The sequence below is a fragment of the Thermobifida halotolerans genome, from assembly GCF_003574835.2.
GTDB classification, from domain to species: domain Bacteria; phylum Actinomycetota; class Actinomycetes; order Streptosporangiales; family Streptosporangiaceae; genus Thermobifida; species Thermobifida halotolerans.
Map to the genome: position 1 here is coordinate 2,799,867 of NZ_CP063196.1, position 24,640 is coordinate 2,824,506.

A 24,640-nucleotide genomic window follows, 5' to 3' on the forward strand; every position below is an offset into this window, starting at 1 on the left:
GGTCTCGGTTGTCTCACTCGCTGTTGTCCGATGGTGTGTGACGCGCCCCGCCGGTGTCGGCGGTGCCGGTGAGCCGCTCGTGGATCGTCTGCGCGGTCCGCGTCCCGATGCCGGGCACCTCGGCGATCTCGGTGACCGTGGCCTCCGCCAGGCGTCGCACCGATCCGAAGTGCTTGACCAGAGCGGCGCGCCGGACGGGGCCCAGCCCCGGGATGTCGTCCAGGGCGCTGGCGGTGAGCGCCCTGGCCCTCTTGCGTCGATGGTAGGAGATCGCGAACCGGTGTGCCTCGTCGCGGACCCGCTGCAGCAGGTACAGGCCCTCGCTGGCGCGCGGCAGGATGATCGGGTCCTCGTCGTCGGGCACCCACACCTCCTCCAGCCGCTTGGCCAGGCCGCACACCGCCACGTCCTCGATGCCCAGCTCCTCCAGAGCCCGCCGGGCCGCCGCGACCTGGGGGCGGCCGCCGTCCACGACGACCAGGTTGGGCGGGTAGGCGAACCTGGGGGCGGACGAGCCGGAGGAGCGGTCCGTGGCCGCGTGGCCGCCGCTGTCGCCCAGCGTGTCCAGTTCGCCGGAACGCTGGCTCTCCTCCAGGTAGCGGGTGAACCGGCGGGTGATGACCTCGTGCATCGCCGCCACGTCGCTGTGCTCGGCTCCGGAGCCGCCGCGGACGCTGAACCGCCGGTACTCGGACTTGCGGGCCAAGCCGTCCTCGAACACCACCATGGACGCCACCGCGTGCTCGCCCTGGAGGTCGGAGACGTCGAAGCACTCGATGCGCAGCGGGGCCTCGGCCAGCCCCAGGGCCTCGGCGATCTCCGACAGCGCCCTGGAGCGGGTGGTCAGGTCGGAGGCGCGCTGGCTCTTGTGCCGGGCCAGCGCCTGCTCGGCGTTCTTGGCGACGGTCTCCATCAGGGCGCGCTTGTCGCCGCGCTGCGGCACCCGCACGTCCACGGCCGCGCCGCGCCGCGCCGCCAGCCAGGTGGTGACGGCGGCGCGGTCGGCGGGCTCGGCCGAGACGAGCACCTCGCGGGGGATGGCCGCGGCGGCCCCCGCCGTGCTCTCGTCCGCTTCGGCCGCGCCGTAGTTCTGGGAGAGGAACTGCTCGACGAGCTGTCCGGTGGAGACGTCCTCGACCTTGTCGACCACCCAGCCGCGTTCGCCGCGGACGCGTCCGCCGCGCACGTAGAACACCTGGACGGCGGCCTCCAACTGGTCCTCGGCGAAGGCGATGACGTCGCAGTCGGTGCCGTCGCCGAGGACCACCGCCTGTTTCTCCATGACCGTGCGCAGCGCCTGGACGTCGTCGCGCAGGCGCGCGGCGCGCTCGTACTCCTGCTCGGCGGCGGCCCGGCGCATCTCGGCCTCCAGCGCCCTGAGGAACCGGCCGGTCTCGCCCGCCATGAAGGCGCAGAAGTCCTCGGCGAGCGCGCGGTGCCCGGCCGCGTCGATCCGGCCCACGCACGGCGCGGAGCACTTGTCGATGTAGCCGAGCAGGCAGGGGCGTCCACTGGAGCGGGCGCGCCGGAACACCCCCGCCGAGCAGGTCCGCACCGGAAAGACCCGCAGCAGCAGGTCCACGGTGTCGCGGATGGCCCAGGCGTAGGAGTAGGGCCCGAAGTAGCGCACTCCCCGGCGTTTGGCGCCGCGCATCACCTGCACCCGGGGGTACTCCTCGTTGAGCGTGACCGCGAGGTACGGGTAGCTCTTGTCGTCGCGGTAGCGGACGTTGAAGCGCGGGGCGTACTCCTTGATCCAGGAGTACTCCAACTGCAGCGCCTCCACCTCGGTGCCCACGACCGTCCAGTCGACGTCGGCCGCGGTGGAGACCATGGACTGGGTGCGCGGGTGCAGCGCGCCGAAGTCCTGGAAGTAGGAGGACAGCCGCGCGCGCAGGTTCTTGGCCTTGCCGACGTAGATCACGCGGCCGTGCTCGTCCCGGAAGCGGTAGACCCCCGGGTCGGTGGGGATCGATCCGGGCTTGGGGCGCAGGGTCGGTCGGACGGTCATGGTCCCATTGTGGTCGCGGGGCGGCACTGCTCGCACCCGGTCCGCCCCCGCCGCCCGCCCGGAGCCGCAGGCCTGCGCTTCCTTGAGAATGCGGTTACTCACCCCCGCGGATGTCACGGTTCGGCATAGGGATGTTCTAGGTTGTCCGTGTATTCGCGTTGCACACTTTACGTTCCCGAGCTTCGTTCAGGGGGTTCCTCCAGTGATGTCAATCGGCAACTGGATCGCGGTGGGAGTCGCCGTCGCGGTCTCGGTGCTCCTGATCACCGTGCTGCACTGGTTGCTGACTCACCAGCTGTCCAAGGTGTGGAGCGTGGCCGAGCACCTGGTGCGGCGGTGCCGCTACTCGGCGTACGCCGCGGCCGCGGTGCTGGGGATCAACCTCGCGCTGCCCAACGCCAGCGGGTTCGAGAACCCCCGCTTCTGGTATCCGATCTTCCAGCACGGCATGCGCATCGCGATGATCGCCTCCCTGACCTGGCTGGGGCTGACCGTCGCCTACGCCATCACCGACACGGTGCTGGCCCGCCTGGCCGTTCACAACGGTGACGCCGACCGGCGCTCCCGCAGGCTGCAGACCCAGGTGCGGCTGCTGCGCCGGGTGGCGGCCACGGTCCTGGGCCTGCTGGCGGTCGCGGCGATCCTGTTCACCTTCCCCGCCGTCGCCGCCCTGGGCGCCGGGCTGCTGGCGTCGGCCGGTCTGATCGGCATCATCGCCGGTGTGGCGGCGCAGGCCACGCTGGGCAACCTGTTCGCGGGGCTGCAACTGGCGTTCAGCGACTCGCTGCGCATCAACGACGTCGTGGTCGTGGCGGGCGAGTGGGGGCGTGTGGAGGAACTGACCCTCACCAACGTGACCGTGCGCATCTGGGACGAGCGCCGCCTGGTCCTGCCGGTGTCCTACTTCACCACCACCCCGTTCGAGAACTGGACCAAGCACGGCAGCAACATCACCGGGGTGGTGGCGTTCCGGCTCGACTGGGAGGTCCCGGTGGACCGGCTGCGCGCCGAGGTCGAGTCGTTCGTGACCCGGCACCCGCTGTGGGACGGCCGCAGTTGGGCGCTGGAGGTCACCGACGTGCTGGACTCCGGGCTGATCGAGGTGCGCGCCACGGTGAGCGCCGCCGACTCCAGCGCCCGCTGGACGCTCTCGGTGGAGCTGCGCGAACACATGCTCGTCTACATCCGCGAGAACTTCCCCGAGGCGCTGCCGCGCAACCGCACCCAGTTCACCGGGATGGACGGCGAGGAGCAGCGGTACGCCGCGATGTGGCCCTCCTCGGCGTTTCGCCACTCCTCCGCCGCGGCCGCCGTCGGCGGCGAGCGGGTCGACGAGGCCGACTGACCCCCGCGCCGTCCCCGGCTCAGACCAGGATGATGTCGGTGCCCTCCACCCGCACCTCGAACGGCTCCAGCGGATCGACGGCCGGTCCCTGGAGCACCTCCCCGTTGAGGTCGAACCTGCTGTGGTGACACAGGCAGTGGATGTCGGTGGTGACCTCCTGGATCGTGCAGCCCCCGTGGGTGCACGACGCGCCGAAGGCCCGGTACTCGCCCGGCGTGGGCTGGGTGATCACCAGTTTGGCGTCGACCACCAGGAGTCCGCCGCCCTCGGGAACGTCGGTGGTCTGGGCCACCACCCGCCCGCGCAGCGTGTCCTGCGGCTTGGGCGCGGTTCCGCAGGCCCCCGCGGTGAGCGCCACCGCTCCCGTGGCGCCCGCGCCCGCCAGCATCGTGCGTCGGCTGATCCGGCAGGCGCACGGCGACGGCTCCGTTGTCATGACAGCTCCCTGAGTGGTCCGAACATACCTACTACGCAATGTAGTACCTGTTCGGAGGCGGACCGCCCCGGGGCGGCGGGCGGCTCAGTCCTGCCGCAGCACGACAGTCCGGGCGACCTTGTCGTGCACGCCCTGCCGGCTGGGCGCATCCCACAGCGGCCACAGGCAGAACAGCACCGCCCACAGCCCGTAGGCCAGGACCAGTGCCCACACAGGCGCCCACGTCGCCAGAGCCGGGAGCTGGAAGAGCGCGGAGCGGGCGACGAGGGCGTCGAGGGGGATCCTGGGCGCCCCGTTCACGGGCACCACCACGATCCCGGCGATCATCCTGCCCGGGGTGCGCCCCCAGTTGCGCAGGAAGATGACGTCGTAGAGCGTGCAGGCCAAAAACCCGCACACGCTCATGAAGATCATGCTTCCGCTGCTCGCGGACTCGACGGTCCTGTCGGCCAGCAAGGCGAGGAAGAACCAGAGCAGCCAGGCGAGAACCAGGACCACGCCCAGCGGGACGGCCACGAAGCAGGTGTCGAGTAGGCGCGCCAGGCACCGCTGCCCCCACGAGGCCAGCCCGTGCCGCCTCGCCGTGCCCGGCACGGAAGCCGACAGCGGGTGACCGTAGCCCGTGTACGCCACCGGCGGCCGGGGAACCGGCCACTGTCCGGGGCCGTGTGCCGCGGTCGCTCGGGGGTCCCGGGGCGGGGGGTGGGTCATGGGGACAGCCTTCCGGTGTTGGTACGGACCCGCGCGGGACACCCCGGGGCGCGACAGGGCGCACAGGACCCCGCGGAGATCCGCTGCCGATTCCTCAGGTGAGAATCTTACGGAGAAACCGGCCCGTGTAACTCTCCGGAACCTCCGCGATCTCCTCCGGCGTTCCGGTCGCCACCACCGTGCCGCCGCGCGCACCCCCCTCGGGTCCCATGTCGATGACGTAGTCGGCGGTCTTGACGACGTCGAGGTTGTGCTCGATGACGATGACGGTGTTGCCCGCGTCCACCAGGCGTCCCAGCACGCCCAGCAGCTTCTCGATGTCGGCGAAGTGCAGGCCCGTGGTGGGCTCGTCCAGGACGTAGACGGTGCGCCCGGTGGAGCGGCGCTGCAGTTCGGTGGCGAGCTTGACCCGCTGCGCCTCGCCGCCCGACAGGGTGGTGGCGGGCTGGCCGAGTCGCACATAGCCCAGACCCACGTCGTTGAGGGTCTGCATGTGGCGGCGGATGGCGCTGATCGGCTCGAAGAACTCCAGCGCCTCCTCGATCGGCATGTCCAGCACGTCGGCGATGGTCCTGCCCTTGTAGTGCACGTCGAGCGTCTCCCGGTTGTACCGGGCGCCGTGGCAGACCTCGCACGGCACGTAGACGTCGGGGAGGAACTGCATCTCGATCCTGATCGTGCCGTCGCCCGCGCACGCCTCGCAGCGGCCGCCCTTGACGTTGAAGGAGAACCGCCCCGGCTGGTATCCGCGCACCTTCGCCTCGGTGGTCTGCGCGAACAGCTTGCGGATGTGGTCGAACACGCCGGTGTAGGTGGCCGGGTTGGACCGCGGGGTGCGGCCGATGGGGCTCTGGTCGACGTGCACGACCTTGTCGACCTGGTTCGTCCCGTTGACCCGGGTGTGGCGCCCCGGCACCTCGCGCGCGCCGTTGAGCTCCTTGGCCAGCGCCTTGTACAGGATCTCGTTGACCAGTGTGGACTTGCCGGAGCCGGACACCCCGGTGACGGCGGTGAACACGCCCAGCGGGAAGGCCACGTCCAGGTCGCGCAGGTTGTTCTCGCGCGCCCCCTTGACGACGAGCTGGCGCCTGGCGTCGCGGGACCGCCGCACGTCCGGGACCTCGATCGCGCGCCGCCCGGACAGGTACTGGCCGGTGACCGACTCGGGGTTGTCCACCAACTCCCGGACCGGGCCGGAGACCACGACCCGGCCGCCGTGCTCGCCCGCCCCCGGACCGATGTCCACCACCCAGTCCGCGGCGCGGATGGTGTCCTCGTCGTGTTCGACGACGATCAGGGTGTTGCCGATGTTGCGCAGCCGCTGCAGGGTCTCCAGCAGCCGGAAGTTGTCGCGCTGGTGCAGCCCGATGGAGGGCTCGTCCAGCACGTAGAGCACCCCGACCAGCCCCGAGCCGATCTGGGTGGCCAGCCGGATGCGCTGCGCCTCGCCGCCGGACAGCGTCCCGGCGGCACGGCTGAGGCTGAGGTAGTCCAGACCCACGTCCAGCAGGAAGCCGAGCCGGGCGTTGATCTCCTTGAGCACCTGGGCGGCGATGACCCGGTCGCGTTCGGACAGCTCCAGCGAACCGAGAAACCGCGCGCACTCGTTCAACGGCAGCGCGCTGACCTCGGCGATGGAGCGTCCGCCGACGGTCACCGCCAGCACGTCCGGCTTGAGGCGGCTGCCCTGGCACGCCGGGCAGGGCACCACGCGCATGTAGCCCTCGAGCCGCTCGCGCACGAAGTCGCTGTCGCTCTCGGAGTGGCGGCGGCGCACCCAGTTGACCACGCCCTCGAAGTCGGTGTAGTAGGCGCGCTGCCGCCCGTAGCGGTTGCGGTAGCTGACGTGCACCTGGGTGTCGTGGCCGTTGAGCAGCGCCCTGCGCGCCGCCCTGGACAGCTTCTCCCACGGGGTGTCCAGGTCGAAGCCGATCGCCTCGCCCAGCGCCTGCATCAGGCGGGTGAAGTACTCGCTGGGGCTTCCCCCGCTCCACGGCGCGATGGCGCCCTCGTTGAGGGTCTTGGCGGGGTCGGGCACCACCAGTTCGGGGTCGACCTCCATGCGGGTGCCCAGCCCCGCGCACTCGGGACAGGCCCCGTAGGGCGAGTTGAAGGAGAACGACCGTGGCTCCAGCTCCTCGAACGACAGGTCGTCGTAGGGGCAGTACAGGTGTTCGGAGTAGATCCGCTCCCGCTCGGGGTCGTCGGCGGGCAGGTCCACGAACTCCAGCAGGATGGTGCCGCCCGCCAACTGCAGCGCGGTCTCCACCGAGTCGGTCAGCCGTTTGACGGCCGACGCCTTGACGCTGAGCCGGTCGACGACGACGGCGATGTCGTGCGTCTCGTACTTCTTGAGGGCGGGCGCCTCGTCCAGCCGCACCAGGGCGCCGTCGACCCGCGCCCTGGTGAAGCCCTTGGCCTGCAGGTTGCGGAACAGTTCGGCGTACTCGCCCTTGCGTCCGCGCACCACGGGCGCCAGCACCTGGAAGCGGGTGCCCTCGGCGAGCTCCATCACCCGGTCGACGATCTGCTGCGGGGTCTGCCGGGAGATCTCCCTCCCGCACCGGGGACAGTGCGGCCTGCCGACGCGCGCCCACAGCAGCCTCAGGTAGTCGTACACCTCGGTGATGGTGCCGACCGTGGAGCGCGGGTTGCGGCTGGTGGACTTCTGGTCGATGGACACCGCCGGGGACAGGCCCTCGATGAAGTCGACGTCGGGCTTGTCCATCTGGCCGAGGAACTGGCGGGCGTAGGCCGACAGCGACTCGACGTAGCGGCGCTGCCCCTCGGCGAAGATGGTGTCGAAGGCCAGCGAGGACTTACCCGAACCGGACAGCCCGGTGAACACGATCATCGAGTCCCGGGGCAGGTCCAGGGAGACGTTCTTGAGGTTGTGCTCGCGGGCCCCGCGGATCACCAGACGATCGGCCATGTCTCTTCGCGCGTGGACCCCGGCGGCTGCCGGGAGCCGGTGCGCTCCATCCTTCCTCGTCGAGGGGTGGGCAGACGCCCGCGGGCGGTACGGGAGGCCGTTCGACGGCCCCGCGCCCGCGGCGTCGTGAGTGATGTCTCTGCCGAAAGCGGGCGGAAGACGGCACGGCGGCGCCGCCTCGGGAAAGCTCTCCCCACGATAACCAGCGGGGTCCCGGCCGCATTCCGACCGAGACCCCATTCTATGGGTACGCCTGTTCGACTGTGCGGGTTTCCCGCGAGGATTCCGCGCCGCCCGCGGGCCTACTCGCCGGAGGTGATGCTGCCGGTGCGGTTCCTCAGCTTCCTGGCGTCGCTGCGGGCCTTGAGCACGCTGGCGATGACCGTGACGGTCATCACGCCGAGGATGACCGTCAGCGACAGTCCGGTACCGATCTCCGGGACGTGCACCCCGTTCTCGTGCAGCGCGTGCAGCAGCATCTTGACGCCGATGAACACCATGATCGCGGCCAGGCCCCAACTGATGTAGGCCAGCTTGTCCATGAGTCCGGCCAGCAGGAAGTACAGGACCCGCAGGCCCAGCAGCGCGAAGGCGTTGGCGGTGAACACCAGGTAGGCGTCCTGGGTGAGACCGAAGATCGCCGGGATCGAGTCGACCGCGAAGACCAGGTCGGTGACGCCGATGGCGACGATGACCATGAACATCGGGGTGACGTGGCGGCGGCCGTCGAGCCTCACCGTCAGGTGCGAACCGTGGTAGCCGTCGGTGACCGGCCAGACCCTGCGGACCATGCGCACCGCGAAGTTGTTGGTGTAGTCGGTCTCCTCCTCCTCGGAGCCCTTGACGTTGTCCCGGACGATCTTGATCGCGGTGTAGATGAGGAACGCGCCGAACAGGTAGAAGACCTCGCTCCAGGCGTTGATGGCCTGCGCGCCCACGGCGATGAAGACGCCGCGCATGACCAGCGCCAGCACGATGCCGATCAGCAGCACCTCGTGCTGGTACTTCTTGGGCACCGCGAAGGAGGTGAGGATCAGGTAGAAGACGAAGAGGTTGTCGACGCTGAGGCTCTTCTCGGTGACGTAGCCCGCGAAGTACTCACCGGCCTTCTCCCAGCCCACGAAATACCAGATGCCGAACCCGAAGACGATCGCGACGGCTATGTAGAAGACCGACCACCAGGAGGCCTCCCTCATGCTGAACTCTTTGGGTTCGCGCTTCCTGCTCCACGGATGGTCGACGATGGCCAGGTCGATGGCCAGGATCGCGACGATTCCGACGATGGTCGCCAGCCAGACCCACAGGGGCACGTTCATTGGGGCTCCTCTCCTCCGGTTGCGGTGGCCGCCCTCACTCGCGCGGACACGACAAGAACCGGAGGTCTCTCCCGCCCACGGGGCACAGGTGTGGGCCGACGGCACCGGGAACGCGCCATTGCGTTCCGTGATGACGACGCCGCCGCGAAGGGATACTCCCCTACCGAACGGTGCAACGAAGCGGAGGCGAGAAAATTCCGTCCACTTTTGACACCGGGTCCATGATGCCACCACCGCGGAGCGCGGAGAACCACCGGTTCCGCCATTTTCGCTTGGAGAGAAGGTGAGGCTGGCCTCACCTGAGCGCTCGCCCGTTGACGAGCTCCGCGTAGTAGCCGATGACCTGGTCGCAGTCCTCCCCCGGCAGGGGCAGCGCGGCTCCCGCCGCGCGTGAGCGGGCCCGCATCCGCGCCGCGAGCGCGCCGTCGTCCAGGATCCGCGACACCGCCCCGGCCAGCGCGGCGGCGTCCCCCCGCGGCACCAGGGCCGCGGCGTCCCCGGTCAGCTCCGCGACGCCCCCCACGTCCGTGGCCACCACGGGGACCCCGGCGCGCAGCGCCTCCTGGACCACCAGCGGCTGCCCCTCCCACACGCTCGCCAGGACGAACACGTCGGCGGCGGAGAGCAGGTCGGCGACGTCGCTGCGCCGCCCCAGCAGCCGCACCGGAAGGCCCTCGGCGGCGATCCGCGCGGCGGTCCGCTCCCGCAGCGGTCCCTCCCCGGCGACCGCCACCAGCGGCGGCGGCGTGCGCCGCGCCCACGACCGGGCCGCGTCCAGCAGCACCGGAAGCCCCTTCTGCTCGGCCAGCCGGGCCACGGTCACCAGCAGCGGCCGTCCCGGCTCCACCCCCAGACCGGCGCGGACCTCGGCCGGGTCCCGTCCGGAGGCGGCCATGGCGGGCGCGGGCACCAGCGCCCGTCCCACCCGGCGCGCGCCCCGGGCGCGCGCCCGTTCCACCAGATCGCCGGAGACCCCCAGGACCAGGTCCGCGCGCCGCGCCAGAACCCGCTCCAGCGCCCCGAACAGCAGGGCGCCGCCACCGGCGGGCGGCGCGTTGTGCAGGGTCGCCACCAGCGGCGCGGCCGGACGGGCCAGCGCCGCCAACGCTCCCGCGCGCACCCCGTGCGCGTGCACCACGTCGGCGCCCGCCAGCAGCGCGCGCAGCCGCAGCAGCGCCGCGGCGTCACCGAGCGGGCGGGGACGGTCCCCCACCTCCAGCGGGGCGAAGCGCACGCCCGCTCCGGTGAAGCCGAACCGCTCCCCGGTGGCCGCCGGGCCGACCACCGCCACCCGGTGGCCCCGCTCGCCCAGCCCGGAGCACAGCGACCGCACGTGGCTGCCCACGCCCCCGCTGCTGGTGGCCAGCGCCAACACGATCCGCAACCCGTTCACTCCGACGTCTCCTCCGTGGTGTCTCGCGCGCCGACACGGCGGGTGAGCGCCGCGCGCAGCGCCGCGGCGTCGACCACCGCCACCGCCGCCCCGTATCCCAGTACCGCCGCGGCCCCGCCGAGCAGCGCCGCGGCCGCGGCGAGCAGCGTCGAACCGGTGGGCAGCAGCGCGGTCGTGCCCGCCCCGCACCCGTATCCCACCGCCGCGCCCAGCGCACAGGCCGCCGTGGTACGGCCGAGAGAGGTGAACGCGGCCCGTCCGCGTACCCGCAGCACCGCCGCTGCCAGCAGCACCGCGCCCACCCCCAACCCCAGCGACGTGCCCGCGCCCAACGCGGCGACCGTCTGCCCGGGCGGCCACAGCGCCACCGCGCCCCCGGCCGCGACCACCGCCACCGCCCACCCGCTCACCTGCGCCACGGCGGCGGCGCGCCCCTGGTGGACGGCGTACAGGGCGCGGCTGAGCAGAGCCGTCATCCCGAAGGCGACGACCCCGGGCGCGTACGCGAGCAGCGCCACCTCCAACGGGTAGGCCCCGTCGTGCGCGAACAGCCGGGCCACCGGTGCGGCCGCCGCGGCGAGCGCGACGGCCGCACCGGTGACGGCGATGAGGCAGGCACGCGTCCCGACCGACAGGACCCGGTCGTAGCCGTCCCGGTCCCGCTCCCCGTGGCGCTCCGCCAGGGCGGTGAACGCACTCGTCGCGATGGGAACGGCGACGATGCCGTAGGGGAGGGTGAACAGTGTCCAGGCGTAGCTGTAGAGGACCCCCGTCCCCCCGCCGCCGCCGTGGTTGGCCAGCCACATCGACACCAGCAGGGTCACCTGCATGGCGGCCAGCGGCAGCAGCGCGGCGACGGCCAGGGAGCGCACCCTGGGCGCGACTCCGGGCGGGAAGGACAGGGCGGGCCGCAGTCCCAGCCGCATCCGCAGCACCGGGACGAGCGCGGTGAGGAACAGCGCGACCACCCCCGCGGTGGTGCCCGCCGACAGGGCGAGTTCGGCCGCGACGGGAAGCGCGCCGACGTCGTCGGCTCCCCCGCTCAACGGGAGGAAGGCGAGGTAGGCGCAGATGACGACGAGACTGGACAGCAGCGGCGCCAGCGCCGGGGCGAGGAAGCGCCGGTGCGCCTGCAGGACGCCGTACAGCACCGCCGCCAGACCGTAGAAGAGGACCTGCGGGGCGAAGACCACCAGGAAGCGCGCGGCGAGCGCGAGAAGTTCGGCGGAGGCACACCCCGGTGTCCCGGCCAGCAGCAGCCGCGCCGCCGTCTCCGAGGCCGCGGCGAGCAGCAGGCTCAGCGGCACGGCGACGACCACCACCCAGGTGACGAGCGCCGACGCGGTGCGGCGCACGTACTCGGCGTCTCCCCGGCGGGCCGCGGCGGCCAGCACCGGCACGACCACCCCCGACAGCGCGCCGCCGATGACGATCTCGTACAGCACCGTCGGCACCTGGTTGGCGGTGACGTAGGCGGTTCCCAGGCAGTTCTCCCCGACCGTGTGCGCGAACACGACGGTGCGGCCGAACCCGGCGATGCGCGCGAAGACCGTGGCGACGCCGATGAGCACCGCGGCTCCCGCCAGGGAGGCCGCTGTTCCCCGTTCCCTGACCACCGCCGGTCCGCTCCCTTCCGTCAGTCGGCCGCACCGGTCACGGGCGTTGCCCGCGGTCCGGCGCGCTCACCCCGGGCGCAGCGCCGGCACGGGCCGGGGGACGGGGACGGGAGGCGGCCTGCGCCCCCACTCGTCGAGGCGGCGCAGCGGCGGAGTCGTCGCGATGACCCTGGTGAAGCTCACGAACTCGCTGGCCGCGGTCAGGCCGACCACTCCGGCGAGCAGTCCGACGCGGACACGCCGCGACAGGCCCGCCGCGGCGGCCACCCCCAGCAGTGCGCCCAGGGCGTTGGCTCCCGCGTCACCGAGCATCGCCCGCTCCCCCAGGTCCTCGGGGAGCAGGGCGGCGGTCGCCCCCAGCGCCGGGGCGGCGACCGCCGCGGCGGCGGGACGGGCCAGCGCCGAGGCTCCCGCCAGCAGCCCCACCTTGGCCGCGCGTCCCGGCCGCAGGTCGAACAGGTTGAGCAGGTTGGCGCTGCCCGCGATGAGCGCGCCGTTGACGAGCACGTCCACGGGGTCGCGGGTCAGTGCCGCGGCGGCGGCCAGTCCGCTCGCGCCGATGCCCGCGATCTTGACCGCCCCGGTGGTCACACGGCCGCGGGCCAGCGCCCGCAGATGCCCCCCAAAGCCCCGGGAGTCCTGCGAGCCGTACAGGTCGTCGTAGGCGCCGAACGCCGCCGCGCCGCATCCGGCGAGCACGGCCGCCGCACGCAGCCCGGGGCGCGCCCCCGGAGTGAGGGCGATCCCCGCGCACGCTCCGGCCGCCAGGGCGGGGCCCTCCAGCAGGGTGACCCGTTCGCCCCGGAAGTTGACGCGGTGCCAGGGGGTGCGGGAGGCGTCGCCTTCCGCACCCCACCGGCCGGTCAGCACCGTGTACAGGCCCCGGGCGGCGACCGCGCCGACGGCCGCGCCCGTCAGGTTCGCGGCCGTGCGCGCCCGTCGGCGCGGCGTGTGGCCGCCCCGCCGCCCGGGACGTGCGCGGTGGGCGGCGGAGAGCGGAGAGAGCAGAGAGGACATGGGTGAGGACTCGCTATGACTCGTTGCCGGTCGAGGAGACGTCGTCGGTCGAGACGCCGCCGACCGACGGCTCGGGGGTCGGGTCGGGACGGGGGGTGGGCAGCGAGGCGGGCAGGAAGCCCTCGACCCCCGCGCCGATCCCGTAGTGGCCGTTGCGGCCCTCGTCGGCCAGCGCCAGCGCCAGCACGGTGACGACGTCGCCCGCGGGGGTGCCCGCCGTGTCCACGGTGGTGAACCGGGCCTCCTCGGCCCGCGCCTGCCGGATGACGCCGGTGGGGCCGTCCGCGTTCGGCGCCCCGGCCAGGACGGTGCCGCCGCCCGCCCGCTCGAGGGCGCGCGCCAGCGCCAGCACCATCGCGTTCGCGGGAGGGGTGGCGTCGCTGTCCTCGCGGCCGTCGGAGAGCGCGAAGGGCTCGGCGGGGGCCAGCAGCAGTGCCGTGTCGGCGCCCGAGGCGGGCTCGCCGTGCACGGCGAGCAGTCCGGCCTCGACGTATTCGTCGATGAGCGCCCGGGGGTCGAACCCGTCCCCCCGCCGCGCGCCCTCGGTGTCCTCTCCCCCGGCGAGCACCGCCCGCGCGATCCCGGCTCCGGCCCGCTCGTAGGGGTTGCCTTCGGCCTCGTCGCCCTCTTCGCTCCACCGGTCGGCGATCTCCTCGACGGCGTCGGACTCGCCGGGGTCGAGGTAGCTGTCGGTGAGGACCAGACGGCCGGTGACCGTTCCGCCGGCGCCGCGCACCAGCTCGGCGATCTCCTCGCGGGAGGCGGCGTCCACCCCGGGGGGCTCCACCACCACGACGCGCACGCCGGTGAGCCGACGGTCGAGCATCGCCTCCGCGTAGGCGGCGACGAGTTCGGCGTTGCCCGCGTTGAGCCGGTCGGCGCGGTCCTTGTCCGTGCGCAGCCGCTCGCTCTGTTCGCGCAGTTGCGAGGTCTCGGCCTTGAGCGTGTGCAGCAGCGGATCCTGCAGCATGGTGGTTCCCAGCACGATGCCGACGGTGAGCGCCAGGAAGATCGCGACGGTGGAGACCAGGTGGTAACGGAAGTCGATCACGCGAAGAGCCCCGTGAGCCAGTAGAGGAACGCGTCCCACCGCACGGCGAGGAAGGTCATGTAGACCTGGCCCGCCGGAGAGCTGTAGGCCGCGACGACGATGGTGAGCAGGCTGGCCGCCACGAGCAGCAGCAGCGTCCACGGTGAGATGCGGCTGCGGTGGAGGCGGCTGACGCCCTTGGCGTCGACGAGCTTGCCGCCGACCCGGAGGCGGGTGAGGAAGGTGCTGGCCATCCCCGCGCGTCCCTTGTCCAGGAACTCCTCGAGGGTGGCGTGGGTTCCGACCGCGACGATGAGCGCGGCTCCGGCGTCGTCGGCGAGCATCATCGCCACGTCCTCACTGGTCCCGGTGGCCGGGAAGACGACGGCCTCGTACCCCAGTTCGGTGAGGCGGCGCAGCCCGGGCGCCCGCCCGTCCCGGTAGGCGTGCACCACCAGTTCCGCGCCGCAGGCCAGTGCCCGGTCGGACACCGAGTCGAAGTCGCCGACGATGATGTCGGGCCGGTAGCCGGCCTCCAGGAGCGCGTCGGCGCCGCCGTCCACCCCGATGATGACGGGCTGGTACTCGCGGATGTAGGGGCGCAGCGCCGCGAGGTCCTCCCGGTAGTGGTAGCCGCGCACCACGATCAGGACGTGCCGTCCCTCGATCTGCGTGGCGAGGTCGGGAACGCCGACCCCCTCCAGCAGCAGGGTCCGCTCGCGTCTGAGGTACTCCATGGTGTTGGCGGCGAACGCCTCCAACTGGACCGCGAGCCCGGCGCGCGCCTCGATCATGGCGGCCTTGACCGATTCGTCGTCCTGTTCGGTGCCCTTGGCCACGACCGTGTCGCCGCGCATCAGGACGCCGCCCTCCAACCGGAGCCGCTCCCCCTCCTCCACCTGGGCGAAGATCTCCGGTCCCACCTCGTCGACCAGGGGGATTCCCGCCTCGACGATGAGCTGCGGGCCGAGGTTGGGGTAGCGGCCGCTGATGCTCCTGGCGGCGTTCACCACCGCCGACACCCCGCACTCCACGAGGGCCTCGGCGCTCACCCGGTCGATGTCGACGTGGTCGATGATCGCGATGTCGCCGGGTCTGAGCCGCTTGGTGAGGTTCTTGGTGCGGCGGTCCGCTCGGACAGGGGCGGTCACGCCGGCCATCCCGGTGGGCTTGGCGCGACGGAGCCTCGGAAGTCGCGCGCTCAGCGCGGTCGGAACCTTCATCGCCCGCATACTGCCACGGAAGGAGTCGGGCAGGTGACACCGCGTCACCGCTCGGCGTGTCGGGGTGCCCGGCGGGCCGCCCGGTCCGCCGGACGCGGGCTCAGGCGCGGTCGGCCGCCGCGAGCGTGAGCAGCTCCTCCGCGTGGGCGCGGCCGAGCTCGGAGTCCTCCATCCCGGCCAGCATGCGGGAGAGCTCCCGCACCCGCCCCGCACGGTCCAGGCGGGTCACCCCGCTCTCGGTGACCATGCCGTCGTTGGACTTCTCCACCACCAGGTGGGCGTCGGCGAAGGCCGCGACCTGCGGCAGGTGGGTGACCACGATGACCTGGGCGCGGCGGGCCAGCCGGGCCAGGCGGCGACCGATCTCGACCGCCGCCTTGCCGCCGACTCCGGCGTCCACCTCGTCGAACACGAAGGTCGGCACGGGATCGGCTCCGGCGAAGACCACCTCGATGGCCAGCATGACCCGGGACAGCTCACCCCCGGAGGCTCCCTTGTGCAGCGGCAGCGCCGGAGCGCTGGGGTGCGGCGCGAGCAGCAGTTCGACGTCGTCGCGGCCGTGCGGCCCGAACCCCTCGCCGGTGCGGATGCGGACCGTGACGCGGGCGTGCGGCATGGCCAGCGCGGTGAGCTCCTCGGTGACCGCCGCCCCGAACCGCTCGGCGGCCGCCGTGCGGGTGGCGGTGAGCTGGTCGGCGAGCTCGGTCATCCGCTCCCGCAGCCGCTCCTCCTCCACGGTGAGCGCCTCGATGCGCTCGTCGTCGCCCTCCAGTTCGGTCAACCGCTTGGCGGCGTCCTCGGCCCAGGCCAGAACGTCCTCGACGGTGTCGCCGTACTTGCGGGTGAGCTGGGCGAGCACCGCGCGGCGCTCCTGCACCGCGGCCAGCCGCATCGGGTCGGCGTCCACGGACTCGGCGTAGGAGGCCAGTTCGGTGGCGGCGTCGCTGATCACGTAGCTGACCTCGTCCAGGCGGTCGGCGAGGGAGGCGAGCGCGGCGTCGTGCTGGCGGACCCCCGACAGTGCCTGGCGCGCTCCCGCCAACAGGGCGGTGACGTCCACCTCCACGTCGCCGGCGGGATCGCCGGCCAGGGCCTGGTGCGCGGTGGTGGCGGCCAGGCGCAGCGCGTCGGCGTGCGCCAGGCGGGTCTCCTCCGCCAGCAGTTCGGCGTCCTCGCCCGGCCTGGGTTCTGCCGCGGCGATCTCCTCCACCCCGAACCGCAGCAGGTCGGCCTCCTGGGCGCGCTCGCGGGCCCGGGTGGTCAGCTCCGCCAACTCCGCCTCGACCTCCTGGTGCTTGCGGTAGGCGGCGGTGTAGGCGGCGAGCGTCGTGCTCAGCCCCTCACCCGCGTAGCGGTCGAGCGCGGCGCGCTGCCGGTCGGTGCGCAGCAGCCGCTGCTGGTCGGACTGGCCGTGCACCGCCACCAGGTCGTCGGCCAGGTAGGCGAGCAGACTGACCGGCGCCGAGCGTCCGCCGAGACTGGCCCGTGAACGCCCCTCCGCGGACACGCTACGCGAGACGATCAGCACACCGTCGTCGAGTTCACCGCCGGCCTCCTCGACGCGCTGGGCGACCCTGCTGCCGGCCTCCACCGTCAGCCGCCCCTCCACGACCGCCCGCTGGGCGCCGGGACGCACCCGCTGCGGGTCGGCCCGCCCGCCGAAGAGCAGCCCCAGACCGGTGACCACCATCGTCTTACCCGCACCGGTCTCGCCGGTGACCACGGTGAATCCTGGAGACAGCTCCAGAACCGCGTCGTCGATCACGCCGAGGCCTTGGATTCGGACTTCTTCGAGCACCGGTCTCTCTCCCGTAACCACCACTGCCGAGACGCCGCGCGGTCCAGCCGCCCACGCCCGGACCGCCTATCCGCCGTCGCGCTCGGCCCGTCCCCGCCAGCCTGCCACCGGAAGGCCGAACTTCGCGACCAGTCGATCGGTGAACGGCGCGTGCTGCAACCGCGCCAAGCGCACCGGCGTGCCCGACCGCGAGATCTCGATCCGCGCTCCGGCCGGCAATTCGACCATACGGCGTCCATCACACCAGAGCACCCCGTCGGTCGTGTCCGGCAGCACCTCGAGTGCGATCACCGCGTCGGGCGAGACCACCAGGGGCCGGGCGAACAGCGCGTGCGCGCTCAACGGCACCACCAGCAGCGCCTCCACGGAAGGCCACACGATGGGGCCGCCCGCGGAGAACGCGTGCGCGGTCGAACCGGTGGGCGTGGCACACACCACCCCGTCGCATCCCCAGCGTGACAGCGGACGCCCGTCGATCTCCAGTACCACTTCCAGCATGCGCCCCGCCTCGAGCTTCTCGGCGGTGGCCTCGTTCAGCGCCCATGTGCGCACCGGCGGCCCCATGCCGCCACGGCCCTCGCCGTAGACCGCGACGTCGATGGTCATGCGCTCCTCCACCGAGTAGTCGCACTCGACCACGCAGCGGACCGTGTCGGACAGGTCGTCGCGTTCGGCCTCGGCGAGGAAGCCCACGTGCCCCAGGTTCACGCCCAGCAGCGGGACTCCGGTGGGGCGGGCGAGTTCGGCGGCGCGCAGCAGGGTCCCGTCACCGCCCAGGACCATGATGAGCTCGGCGCCCAGCGCGGCGTCCACACCGGGCTCGACGATCTCCACCGGGTGCATCCGCGCCCCGGTCTGCTTGATCGCGTCGAACTCGGAGGCGAACATCCGCACCCTCACCCCGGCCCGGGTGAGGCGGTCGTGGACCAGCCTGGCGCTACGCACGGCGGCGGGCCGCCCCGTGTGGGCCAGGAGGAGCACGGTACGGCCGGTCTCCCCGCCCACGTCGACGGACGTGTCCTCACCTGCGCCGGTCATCGGAAAAGGCCCTCCTCGTCGCCGTGCCCGGCCACCGTCTGCGGTGGCGGCCGGATCTGCCGGTGGCCGAGTCACGTTATCCGACCCCCGGGGCCGGACGGACGCGCGGTCCACGACTACTGCGGCCCCTCCGCGATCGCCCCGCGCAGTCGGGCCTCGTCCAGGGGCGGGGCGCCCGAACGCAGCCACAGGAAGTACTCGACGTTGCCGGACGGGCCGGGCAGCGGGCTGGCGGCCACGCCGCACACTCCCAGCCCGAGTGTCCGGGCGTGGTCGGCGACGCCGCGCACCGCCTCGGCACGCAGTTCGGGGTCGCGGACCACGCCGCCGGAGCCGACCCGTTCCCGCCCCACCTCGAACTGGGGTTTGACCATCAGCGCGAAGTCGGCGCCGGGGGTGGCGCAGGCGGCCAGCGGGGCGAGCACCAGCCGCAGGGAGATGAAGGAGAGGTCGCCGACCACCAGGTCGGGGGCGGGCTCTCCGACGTGGGCGGGCGTGAGTTCGCGGACGTTCTGTCGTTCCAGCACCGTCACCCGGGGATCGCACCGCAGCGACCAGGCCAACTGGCCGTAGCCCACGTCGACCGCGATGACGTGGGCGGCTCCGCGCCGCAGCAGCACGTCGGTGAAGCCTCCCGTGGAGGCGCCCGCGTCCAGACAGCGGCGTCCCGCGACATCGATACCGAAGGCGTCGAGCGCGCCGACGAGCTTGTGGGCGCCCCGGGAGACGTAGACCGGTTCGTCGTCGGCCTTCACCACCACGATCGCCTGGTCGGCGCCGACCTGGGTGGCCGCCTTGGTGGCGGTGCCTCCCGCGACGCGGACCAGTCCCGCGTCGATGAGTTCGGCCGCGTGCGCCCGCGAGCGCGCATGGCCGCGCCGTACCAGTTCGGCGTCCAGTCGGCTGCGTCTGGCCATGTTCCGGTGTCCGTCTCCTCCGCCGTCACGGTTGCTGCTCACCCCACCGTACGACTCCGGGGCGGGTGCGGCGTACAGCGGTCCGCCGTGCGCCGCGGCGGGGTCACGGTCGGCGGTCCCGGCCGTGGACGTCGAGGACGGAGAGCACCTCGGAGAGTTCCCGGTGCACCGTCTCGAACACGGCGACGTGCTCGGCGGTGGGGAGCCCGTCGAGGGACTCCAGCCGGCTCCGCACTCCCTCGGCGGTGCGTTCGGCGAGCGCTTCCTCGTCGGTCATGACCTGTTCCCGTTCCTGGTGGAGCCGCGGCGCGCCGCGGACCGCTTGGTCTGGCTCTTGGTCGGGCGCGCGCGCGTGCTCTTGGTCCTGGCGCCGCGGGCGGCGCCCTTGGAATCGGGGGCGTCGGCGGCCTCCTCGGCCGGCTGCGGCCGCTCCGCCGGGGCCGCCGCCTCGCTTTTGTCCGCCGCCTCGCTTTTGTCCGCGGCCTCGGCCGCGTCCTCGGGGGTGTCGGGGAGCTCGGCGGGTCCGGGGGTTCGGGCGGAGGTCCGGGTTTCGGGCTCCGGCGCCGCCTCCGCGGCCGGGGTGTCCCCGGCGGTCGCGGCGTCCTCGGTCTCGGGCGGCTCGGGTGCGGTGGCCGCCGCGGTCCGCGCGGCGTCCTCGGCCGCGCTCCGTCGACGCTGGGCCGCCGTCACCGCGGCCAGGCGCCGCTCCAGTTCCGCGACCCGGCGGGCCAGCCGGTCGTAGTCGTCCCGGGGGACCACGTCGAGACGGTCCAGCAGCCGCGTGACCTCGCCCTCGACGAGGCGGCCGATCGCGGCGCGGTTGCTCCGGTTGGTCTCGATCAGTTCGGTCGCCAACGCCTGGATGCTGGGCCCCACGCGGACGCCGAGCACCGGCGCCTCACCGCTCTCCGCTCCGTTCCCACCGCCGTCGGCGGCGCGGACCGGCGTACGCTCGTCACTCTCCCTGAGCAGGGTCTTGGCCGCCGCGACCGCTCCCTTGCGGGTGAGTTCGGTGAGACCGCTGGCGGCTTCCAGATAGGCGCGTACCACGTCGACGACCATATTGAACGTGCTCCTCGAAGAATCCAGGTGTGCCGGCGGTGCCCGCTGAGAAAAGCCCCGGGAGAAACCTACCCGTATCCTCCCGGCCGCGGGGCCCGACCTCGCAGAACCGCACCTTCCCACACCCTCTGTCCGGCTTGTCACAGATGCGGCTTGACTTCCGAACGCCGCCTGTTGGGGCATGATGGGGGGTATGGCCAACGTGGAAGAATGCCGTTCCGCCATCGACCGGGTGTCCGACCGGATCAACCGGCTCGACGAGGCGCAGCGGCGCGCGCACATCGTGGAGCGGACGGTCAGCCTCACCGTCAGCGACCTGCGGACCGTCTTCACGATGCGACTGACCCCCCAGGGGCTGGTCGACGCCGCCGAGCACCCCCTCGGCTCCGGGGACGGACGCGCCCAGGTGCGCATCACCGTCGCCAGCGACGACCTCGTGGCCCTGGCCGACGACCGCATGGACTTCGCCAAGGCCCTGCTGACCGGCCGAATCAAGGTGAAGGCAAGCCTCGGTGACATGGCACGGCTGCGCAAACTGCTGTAGTCGCCGCGTTCCCCCGGTCCCGGGAGCATCCGACCGGTATCGTTCTGGGGTGTCGGAATCCGCAGCAGACGTCCTCTCCCTCGTGCCGTTCCGCGGGCTGCGCTACGCGTCCCCCGACGCCCGTCCCCTCCTCGAGACTCCCGACCTGGATCCGGCGCTCGCGCTGGCTCCTCCCTACGACGTGTTGACCGCCGACGCCGTCACCGACCTGGTGCGGGCCGATCCCCGCAACGCCGTCCGCCTGACGCTGCCCCCGGCGGCCGACCCCCGAAGCGGCCTGTCCGGTCCCGACCGCTACGCGCGGGCCGCGCGCACGCTGCACCGCTGGATCGCCGAGGGCGTCCTCGTCCGCGACGCCGATCCCGCACTGTACGTGTACGAGCAGACCGGTCCCGACGGCGTCCGCCAACGCGGCCTCATCGGGGCCCTGCGGCTTCCCCCTCCCCGCGGCCGGGCGGTGCGCGGCCACGAGGACGTCCTCGAGTCCTCCGTCGCCGACCGCGTCCGGCTGATGGAGCGGACCCGCGCGAACCTGGAACCGATCTTCCTGCTCTACCGGGGCGGCACGGGACCGTCGAGGGGAGCGGCGACCACGCTGACCGGTGCCGCGTGCCGGGAGACCCCGCTGACCGACACCGTCACCGGTGACGGCACCCGGCACCGGCTGTGGGCGATCACCGATCCGGACCGGCACGCCGCCGTCGCGGCCGACCTGTCCTCCCGGAGCGCGATGATCGCCGACGGCCACCACCGGTACGCCGCCTACCAGAGGCTGCGGGCGAGGCATCCGGGGCGGCGGTCGTGGGCCCACGGACTCGCCCTTCTCGTCGACTCCGACTCCTTCCCCCCTCGCCTCAACGCGATCCACCGCGTGTTCGACGGGGTGGCCGCGCGACGGATGGCGCGTGCGGCCACCGCGCACGCCCGGGTGGACGACCTCACCGGCCTGTCCCTCGCCGAGGCCGCGGCCCGACTGGCCGATGCGGCCCGGCGGGGCCCCGCGCTGCTGCTGGCCGACACCCGGCACGGTTTCCTCGTGCACGAGGTGGACCGCGCCGCGCTGGCCGCCGCCCTTCCGCACCGCTCCGAGCAGTGGCGCTCGCTGCCCACCGCGGTACTGTGCCACGTGCTCCTCCCACGGTGCGGGCTGCGTGACGAGGACGCCCGCCTGGTCCACGACGACGCGGCCGAGGCCGCCGCGGCGGCCGGGAAGGGCCGGGGGACCGCGGTGATCCTGCCCCCTCCGCGGATCGACGACGTCTACGCGGTGGCCGCCCACGGCGAACTGACCCCCCGTAAATCAACGTCCTTCACCCCCAAACCGCGCACCGGTCTGGTGCTGCGTGTCCTCGAACCCGCCGACGACCCGGACAGTGACGGAAGACGATGACTCTGCTGGCCGCATCCCGCCCTCTGCACTCGGTCTACGACACCGCCCTGATCGACCTGGACGGTGTGGTCTACCTCGGTCCCCGAGTGGTTCCCGCCGCCCCCGACGCCGTGGCCAAGGCCCGCGCCCAGGGGATGCGGGTGGCCTTCGTGACCAACAACGCCGCACGCACCCCCGCGGCCATCGCCGAGCGCCTCACCGCGCTGGGGGTCACCGCGGCGGTCGACGAGGTGGTCACCTCCGCACAGGCCGCCGCCCGGCTGATCGCCGAACGGGTCGCCCCGGGCTCGCCGGTGCTGGTGGTCGGTGACACGGGACTGCGTCAGGCGGTGCGCGCCCAGGGGCTGCGCCCGGTGACGACCGTCCACGACCGGCCGGTGGCCGTGGTCCAGGGGTATGCGCCCCGCTCGGGGTTCGACCTGGCGATCGAGGGGGCGCTCGCGGTGGCCGCGGGCGCCCTGTTCGTGGTGAGCAACAACGACGCCACCGCCCCCATGGGCCGCGGCATCCAACCGGGAAACGGGTCCTTCGCCCGGGTGATCGCCCACGCCACCCGGCAGGAGCCGCTCGTGGCGGGCAAACCGGAACCGCCGCTGCACGACGAGGGCGTGCGCCGCACCGGTGCCGTCGACCCGCTGGTGATCGGCGACCGCCTCGACACCGACATCGAGAGCGCGACCCGGCGCGGCGCACACAGTCTGCTGGTGCTGTCGGGGGTGACCACCCCTCTGGAACTCCTGCTGGCTCCGCCCAAGCACCGCCCCTCCTACCTCGCCCACGACATCGGAGGACTCAACGAGACGCACCCGCAGGTCCTGCTGGACGGCGGTCGGGCGCACTGCGGAGGGTGGACCGCCTCGGTGCGCGGGGGTCGACTGGAACTCCGGGGAGCGGGAGAGCGCCTCGACGGCCTCCGGGCGCTGTGCGTGGCCGCGTGGCACAGCGACCACGTGCTCTCCCCCGCCTCGCTTCGGGAGACCACCGGTCTGCTGGGCTGGTGACCGGAGTCTCATGCCCCTGCCCTGACCCGCCACGCGGTCTTGGCCTCGACCTCGAAGACGCTGGCCGCGCCGTTCGCGGAACGCCAGAACCGCCGCCGCAGCGCACCGGTGACCTGGACGGTGTCGCCGATCCGCCAGTCCCGGGTGAGTTCGACCATGTCCTTGTGGAAGCTGACACAGGTGATGGGATCGACCTGCTGGTTGGAGCGCTGCTCCGACGGAGGCCGGGCCACCGCGATGCGCCAGGTCACCAACTGGTCCCCGCTGGGAAGTTCCCGCACCGAGGGTTCGGCGGTGACCCGGCCGGCGAGCAGGATCTCGTTGCGGTGCCCGACGGCCCGCTGGGCTGCCTGCTCGCGGCGGGGCGCGGTCCGCTCCCCGGACGCGGAACCGTTCGGAGAGACGGGGATCGGCGACGGGTTGTGCATGATCGTCCTCTCAGACTGGGGAACCGGTGACTCCCGTGCCGCGGGAGCCTGCCTCCATTCCAGAGTCGCCCGGTTCCCCGGCGTGACGGAAGCCGAATCCGTCGCCTGTGGACAACGGGAGGACAGCCCTGCCACCGCGGCACAGAAGATGTGAACTAGATTCGGATTCGGCCGGCGGAGAGTCGAGGGAGAGGAACAGAGCATGGTGGAGCAGACAGCGGATGCCGTCAACGACGACATCGTCCCGCTCGGTGACGAGACCTTCGCGATCGACACCAGGATGGCGGGCTACCGGGGCATCACGTCCAGCTACCTGATCCGTTCGGAACGCCCGTGCGTCGTGGAGGTCGGCACCGCCGGATCCGCTCCGGTGCTCCGCGACGCGGTGTTCTCCCTGGGCGTGGCGGCGGAGGAGTTGGCCACGGTGGTGGTCACCCACATCCACCTGGACCACGCGGGCGGCACCGGAGAACTCGCCCGGATGTTTCCCAACGCCGAGATCGTGGTGCACGAGCGCGGCGCCCGCCACCTCGCCGACCCGTCCCGCCTGATGCGCAGCGCCCGCATGGTGTGGGGCGACCGCCTCGACGTGCTGTTCGGCGAGATGTCGCCGACCGAGGCGAACCGGATCCGGGCGGTGAACACCGGCGACGCGATCGACCTGGGAGCGGGGCGCACGCTGACCGCCCACTACTCTCCCGGCCACGCCAAGCACCACGTCGGACTGGTGGACTCCGCGACCGGCGACCTGTACGTGGGGGACGCGGCCGGTATGTACAACCCGTACACCGGTGACGTGCGTCCGGCCACCCCGCCACCGGACTTCGACCTGGAGGCGGCTTTGGGCTCGCTGCGGCTGTTCGGCGACATCCGACCGCAACGGCTGATGTTCTCGCATTTCGGAGCGGTCGACGAGGTCGAGACGACCCTGGAGCGCTCGGTCGAGGAACTGCGTGTGTGGGTGGACACCGTGCGGGAGTCCCACAGCACCGGTGGGGACCTGGACCACGCGGTCGCCATGGTGCGCGAGCGTGTGCTGGACCGGTACCGCCCGGTTCCCGAGGAGGTCCCGGAGGGGACACAGGAGATCCTGGAGACTCTCAGCGGCGCGGAGGGCAACGTCTCCGGCATCGTGCACTGGCTCGACCGGCTCCGGGCGGAGCAGGAGGCGGCCGGGCGGCACGGGTCCGCGGACTGACCACCGCGACCCGGGCGGCTCAGGAGAGTCTCGAGGCTGCCTCGGCCTCAGGAGGAGTTCCGGGCGGCCCGGCCCTGGGGGACGTGAAGCATCAGCCCCGGGGGTGCTGACGGCGAAGCGGTCAGGGCGGCCCGGCGCCGAACCGCGAAAGCCCCGCCCCGCAGCCCCGCCTCCGGAGAAGCACCTCGTCGCGCCCGCAATCTCCCGGGCATCGGCCCTGCCGCCGATGCGGGG

General features: G+C 72.8%; 21 protein-coding genes. 5 read left to right on the forward strand and 16 right to left on the reverse strand.

The genetic code is table 11. From position 1 onward, the window contains the following. Nucleotides 1–13 precede the first annotated feature (13 nt). Nucleotides 14–2,011, reverse strand: a complete 1,998-nt coding sequence (uvrC, locus tag NI17_RS12520; RefSeq protein ID WP_243597506.1) for an excinuclease ABC subunit UvrC — start codon at nt 2,009–2,011, stop codon at nt 14–16. 205 nt (nt 2,012–2,216) lie between these two features. Between uvrC and NI17_RS12525 the strand changes: the two genes are divergently transcribed. Further along, a complete protein-coding gene (locus tag NI17_RS12525; RefSeq protein WP_068692754.1) occupies nt 2,217–3,356 on the forward strand; it encodes a mechanosensitive ion channel family protein in 1,140 nt (379 codons plus the stop codon). Nucleotides 3,357–3,375: 19 nt separating this feature from the next. Here NI17_RS12525 and NI17_RS12530 read toward each other — a convergent pair whose 3' ends face one another. The 14 genes from NI17_RS12530 to NI17_RS12595 form a co-directional block, all read right to left on the reverse strand. After that, the gene (locus tag NI17_RS12530) at nt 3,376–3,792 is read right to left on the reverse strand and encodes a Rieske (2Fe-2S) protein (RefSeq protein ID WP_234402034.1); all 417 of its coding nucleotides are present in this window, start codon (nt 3,790–3,792) and stop codon (nt 3,376–3,378) included. A gap of 84 nt (nt 3,793–3,876) precedes the next feature. Next, on the reverse strand, nt 3,877–4,503 hold the full coding sequence (locus NI17_RS12535) for an RDD family protein (protein WP_084012733.1): 627 nt from the start codon (nt 4,501–4,503) through the stop codon (nt 3,877–3,879). A gap of 94 nt (nt 4,504–4,597) precedes the next feature. Next, nucleotides 4,598–7,435, reverse strand: coding sequence for an excinuclease ABC subunit UvrA (gene uvrA / locus NI17_RS12540; protein WP_119267818.1), 2,838 nt, complete (start codon nt 7,433–7,435; stop codon nt 4,598–4,600). Between the two features lie 302 nt (nt 7,436–7,737). After that, nucleotides 7,738–8,751: a TerC family protein gene (locus NI17_RS12545; protein ID WP_068692752.1), complete on the reverse strand. Its 1,014-nt coding sequence runs from the start codon at nt 8,749–8,751 to the stop codon at nt 7,738–7,740. Nucleotides 8,752–9,046: 295 nt separating this feature from the next. Next, a complete protein-coding gene (locus tag NI17_RS12550) occupies nt 9,047–10,144 on the reverse strand; it encodes a glycosyltransferase family 4 protein (protein ID WP_234402033.1) in 1,098 nt (365 codons plus the stop codon). Further along, on the reverse strand, nt 10,141–11,760 hold the full coding sequence (gene murJ / locus NI17_RS12555; RefSeq protein ID WP_068692751.1) for a murein biosynthesis integral membrane protein MurJ: 1,620 nt from the start codon (nt 11,758–11,760) through the stop codon (nt 10,141–10,143). The genes NI17_RS12550 and murJ overlap by 4 nt, the downstream gene beginning before the upstream one ends. 66 nt (nt 11,761–11,826) lie before the next feature. Further along, nucleotides 11,827–12,777, reverse strand: a complete 951-nt coding sequence (locus NI17_RS12560; protein WP_068692750.1) for a hypothetical protein — start codon at nt 12,775–12,777, stop codon at nt 11,827–11,829. A 13-nt stretch (nt 12,778–12,790) separates the two neighbouring features. Next, nucleotides 12,791–13,828 carry a copper transporter gene (locus tag NI17_RS12565; protein WP_068692749.1) on the reverse strand — a complete coding sequence of 346 codons (1,038 nt, stop codon included), beginning with the start codon at nt 13,826–13,828 and terminating at the stop codon, nt 12,791–12,793. Continuing rightward, entirely contained in the window at nt 13,825–15,030 is a 1,206-nt protein-coding gene (steA, locus tag NI17_RS12570) for a putative cytokinetic ring protein SteA (RefSeq protein ID WP_199860119.1), read from the reverse strand. The genes NI17_RS12565 and steA overlap by 4 nt, the downstream gene beginning before the upstream one ends. Nucleotides 15,031–15,130: 100 nt before the next feature. After that, on the reverse strand, nt 15,131–16,828 hold the full coding sequence (gene recN / locus NI17_RS12575; RefSeq protein ID WP_068692747.1) for a DNA repair protein RecN: 1,698 nt from the start codon (nt 16,826–16,828) through the stop codon (nt 15,131–15,133). A 66-nt stretch (nt 16,829–16,894) separates the two neighbouring features. Continuing rightward, the gene (locus tag NI17_RS12580) at nt 16,895–17,866 is read right to left on the reverse strand and encodes an NAD kinase (protein ID WP_068692746.1); all 972 of its coding nucleotides are present in this window, start codon (nt 17,864–17,866) and stop codon (nt 16,895–16,897) included. A gap of 116 nt (nt 17,867–17,982) precedes the next feature. Continuing rightward, on the reverse strand, nt 17,983–18,783 hold the full coding sequence (locus tag NI17_RS12585; protein ID WP_068692745.1) for a TlyA family RNA methyltransferase: 801 nt from the start codon (nt 18,781–18,783) through the stop codon (nt 17,983–17,985). A gap of 103 nt (nt 18,784–18,886) precedes the next feature. Next, entirely contained in the window at nt 18,887–19,060 is a 174-nt protein-coding gene (locus tag NI17_RS12590) for a hypothetical protein (protein ID WP_199860118.1), read from the reverse strand. Beyond that, a complete protein-coding gene (locus NI17_RS12595) occupies nt 19,057–19,845 on the reverse strand; it encodes a hypothetical protein (protein ID WP_068692744.1) in 789 nt (262 codons plus the stop codon). Before NI17_RS12595 ends, NI17_RS12590 begins: the two co-directional genes overlap by 4 nt. A gap of 193 nt (nt 19,846–20,038) precedes the next feature. Between NI17_RS12595 and NI17_RS12600 the strand changes: the two genes are divergently transcribed. The 3 genes from NI17_RS12600 to NI17_RS12610 are packed head-to-tail and all read left to right on the forward strand — an operon-like array spanning nt 20,039 to nt 22,780. Next, a complete protein-coding gene (locus NI17_RS12600; protein WP_068692743.1) occupies nt 20,039–20,389 on the forward strand; it encodes an SCP2 sterol-binding domain-containing protein in 351 nt (116 codons plus the stop codon). A gap of 49 nt (nt 20,390–20,438) precedes the next feature. Beyond that, complete coding sequence (locus NI17_RS12605) at nt 20,439–21,779, forward strand: DUF1015 family protein (RefSeq protein WP_068692742.1); 1,341 nt, start codon at nt 20,439–20,441, stop codon at nt 21,777–21,779. Further along, the gene (locus NI17_RS12610) at nt 21,776–22,780 is read left to right on the forward strand and encodes an HAD-IIA family hydrolase (RefSeq protein ID WP_119267830.1); all 1,005 of its coding nucleotides are present in this window, start codon (nt 21,776–21,778) and stop codon (nt 22,778–22,780) included. Before NI17_RS12605 ends, NI17_RS12610 begins: the two co-directional genes overlap by 4 nt. Nucleotides 22,781–22,788: 8 nt before the next feature. Here the strand turns inward: NI17_RS12610 and NI17_RS12615 are convergent, their stop codons facing one another. Continuing rightward, nucleotides 22,789–23,208, reverse strand: coding sequence for a single-stranded DNA-binding protein (locus NI17_RS12615; protein WP_068692740.1), 420 nt, complete (start codon nt 23,206–23,208; stop codon nt 22,789–22,791). Between the two features lie 202 nt (nt 23,209–23,410). Between NI17_RS12615 and NI17_RS12620 the strand changes: the two genes are divergently transcribed. Further along, nucleotides 23,411–24,406, forward strand: a complete 996-nt coding sequence (locus NI17_RS12620) for an MBL fold metallo-hydrolase (RefSeq protein WP_068692739.1) — start codon at nt 23,411–23,413, stop codon at nt 24,404–24,406. Nucleotides 24,407–24,640: the final 234 nt, after the last annotated feature.

Coding starts and splice junctions, on each gene's coding strand:
- uvrC (WP_243597506.1), bottom strand. CDS start 2,011: ATGACCGTCCGACCGACCCTGCGCCCCAAGCCCGGATCGATCCCCACC.
- NI17_RS12525 (WP_068692754.1), top strand. CDS start 2,217: ATGTCAATCGGCAACTGGATCGCGGTGGGAGTCGCCGTCGCGGTCTCG.
- NI17_RS12530 (WP_234402034.1), bottom strand. CDS start 3,792: ATGACAACGGAGCCGTCGCCGTGCGCCTGCCGGATCAGCCGACGCACG.
- NI17_RS12535 (WP_084012733.1), bottom strand. CDS start 4,503: ATGACCCACCCCCCGCCCCGGGACCCCCGAGCGACCGCGGCACACGGC.
- uvrA (WP_119267818.1), bottom strand. CDS start 7,435: ATGGCCGATCGTCTGGTGATCCGCGGGGCCCGCGAGCACAACCTCAAG.
- NI17_RS12545 (WP_068692752.1), bottom strand. CDS start 8,751: ATGAACGTGCCCCTGTGGGTCTGGCTGGCGACCATCGTCGGAATCGTC.
- NI17_RS12560 (WP_068692750.1), bottom strand. CDS start 12,777: ATGTCCTCTCTGCTCTCTCCGCTCTCCGCCGCCCACCGCGCACGTCCC.
- steA (WP_199860119.1), bottom strand. CDS start 15,030: ATGAAGGTTCCGACCGCGCTGAGCGCGCGACTTCCGAGGCTCCGTCGC.
- NI17_RS12580 (WP_068692746.1), bottom strand. CDS start 17,866: ATGACCGGCGCAGGTGAGGACACGTCCGTCGACGTGGGCGGGGAGACC.
- NI17_RS12585 (WP_068692745.1), bottom strand. CDS start 18,783: ATGGCCAGACGCAGCCGACTGGACGCCGAACTGGTACGGCGCGGCCAT.
- NI17_RS12590 (WP_199860118.1), bottom strand. CDS start 19,060: ATGACCGACGAGGAAGCGCTCGCCGAACGCACCGCCGAGGGAGTGCGG.
- NI17_RS12595 (WP_068692744.1), bottom strand. CDS start 19,845: ATGGTCGTCGACGTGGTACGCGCCTATCTGGAAGCCGCCAGCGGTCTC.
- NI17_RS12600 (WP_068692743.1), top strand. CDS start 20,039: ATGGCCAACGTGGAAGAATGCCGTTCCGCCATCGACCGGGTGTCCGAC.
- NI17_RS12610 (WP_119267830.1), top strand. CDS start 21,776: ATGACTCTGCTGGCCGCATCCCGCCCTCTGCACTCGGTCTACGACACC.
- NI17_RS12615 (WP_068692740.1), bottom strand. CDS start 23,208: ATGCACAACCCGTCGCCGATCCCCGTCTCTCCGAACGGTTCCGCGTCC.
- NI17_RS12620 (WP_068692739.1), top strand. CDS start 23,411: ATGGTGGAGCAGACAGCGGATGCCGTCAACGACGACATCGTCCCGCTC.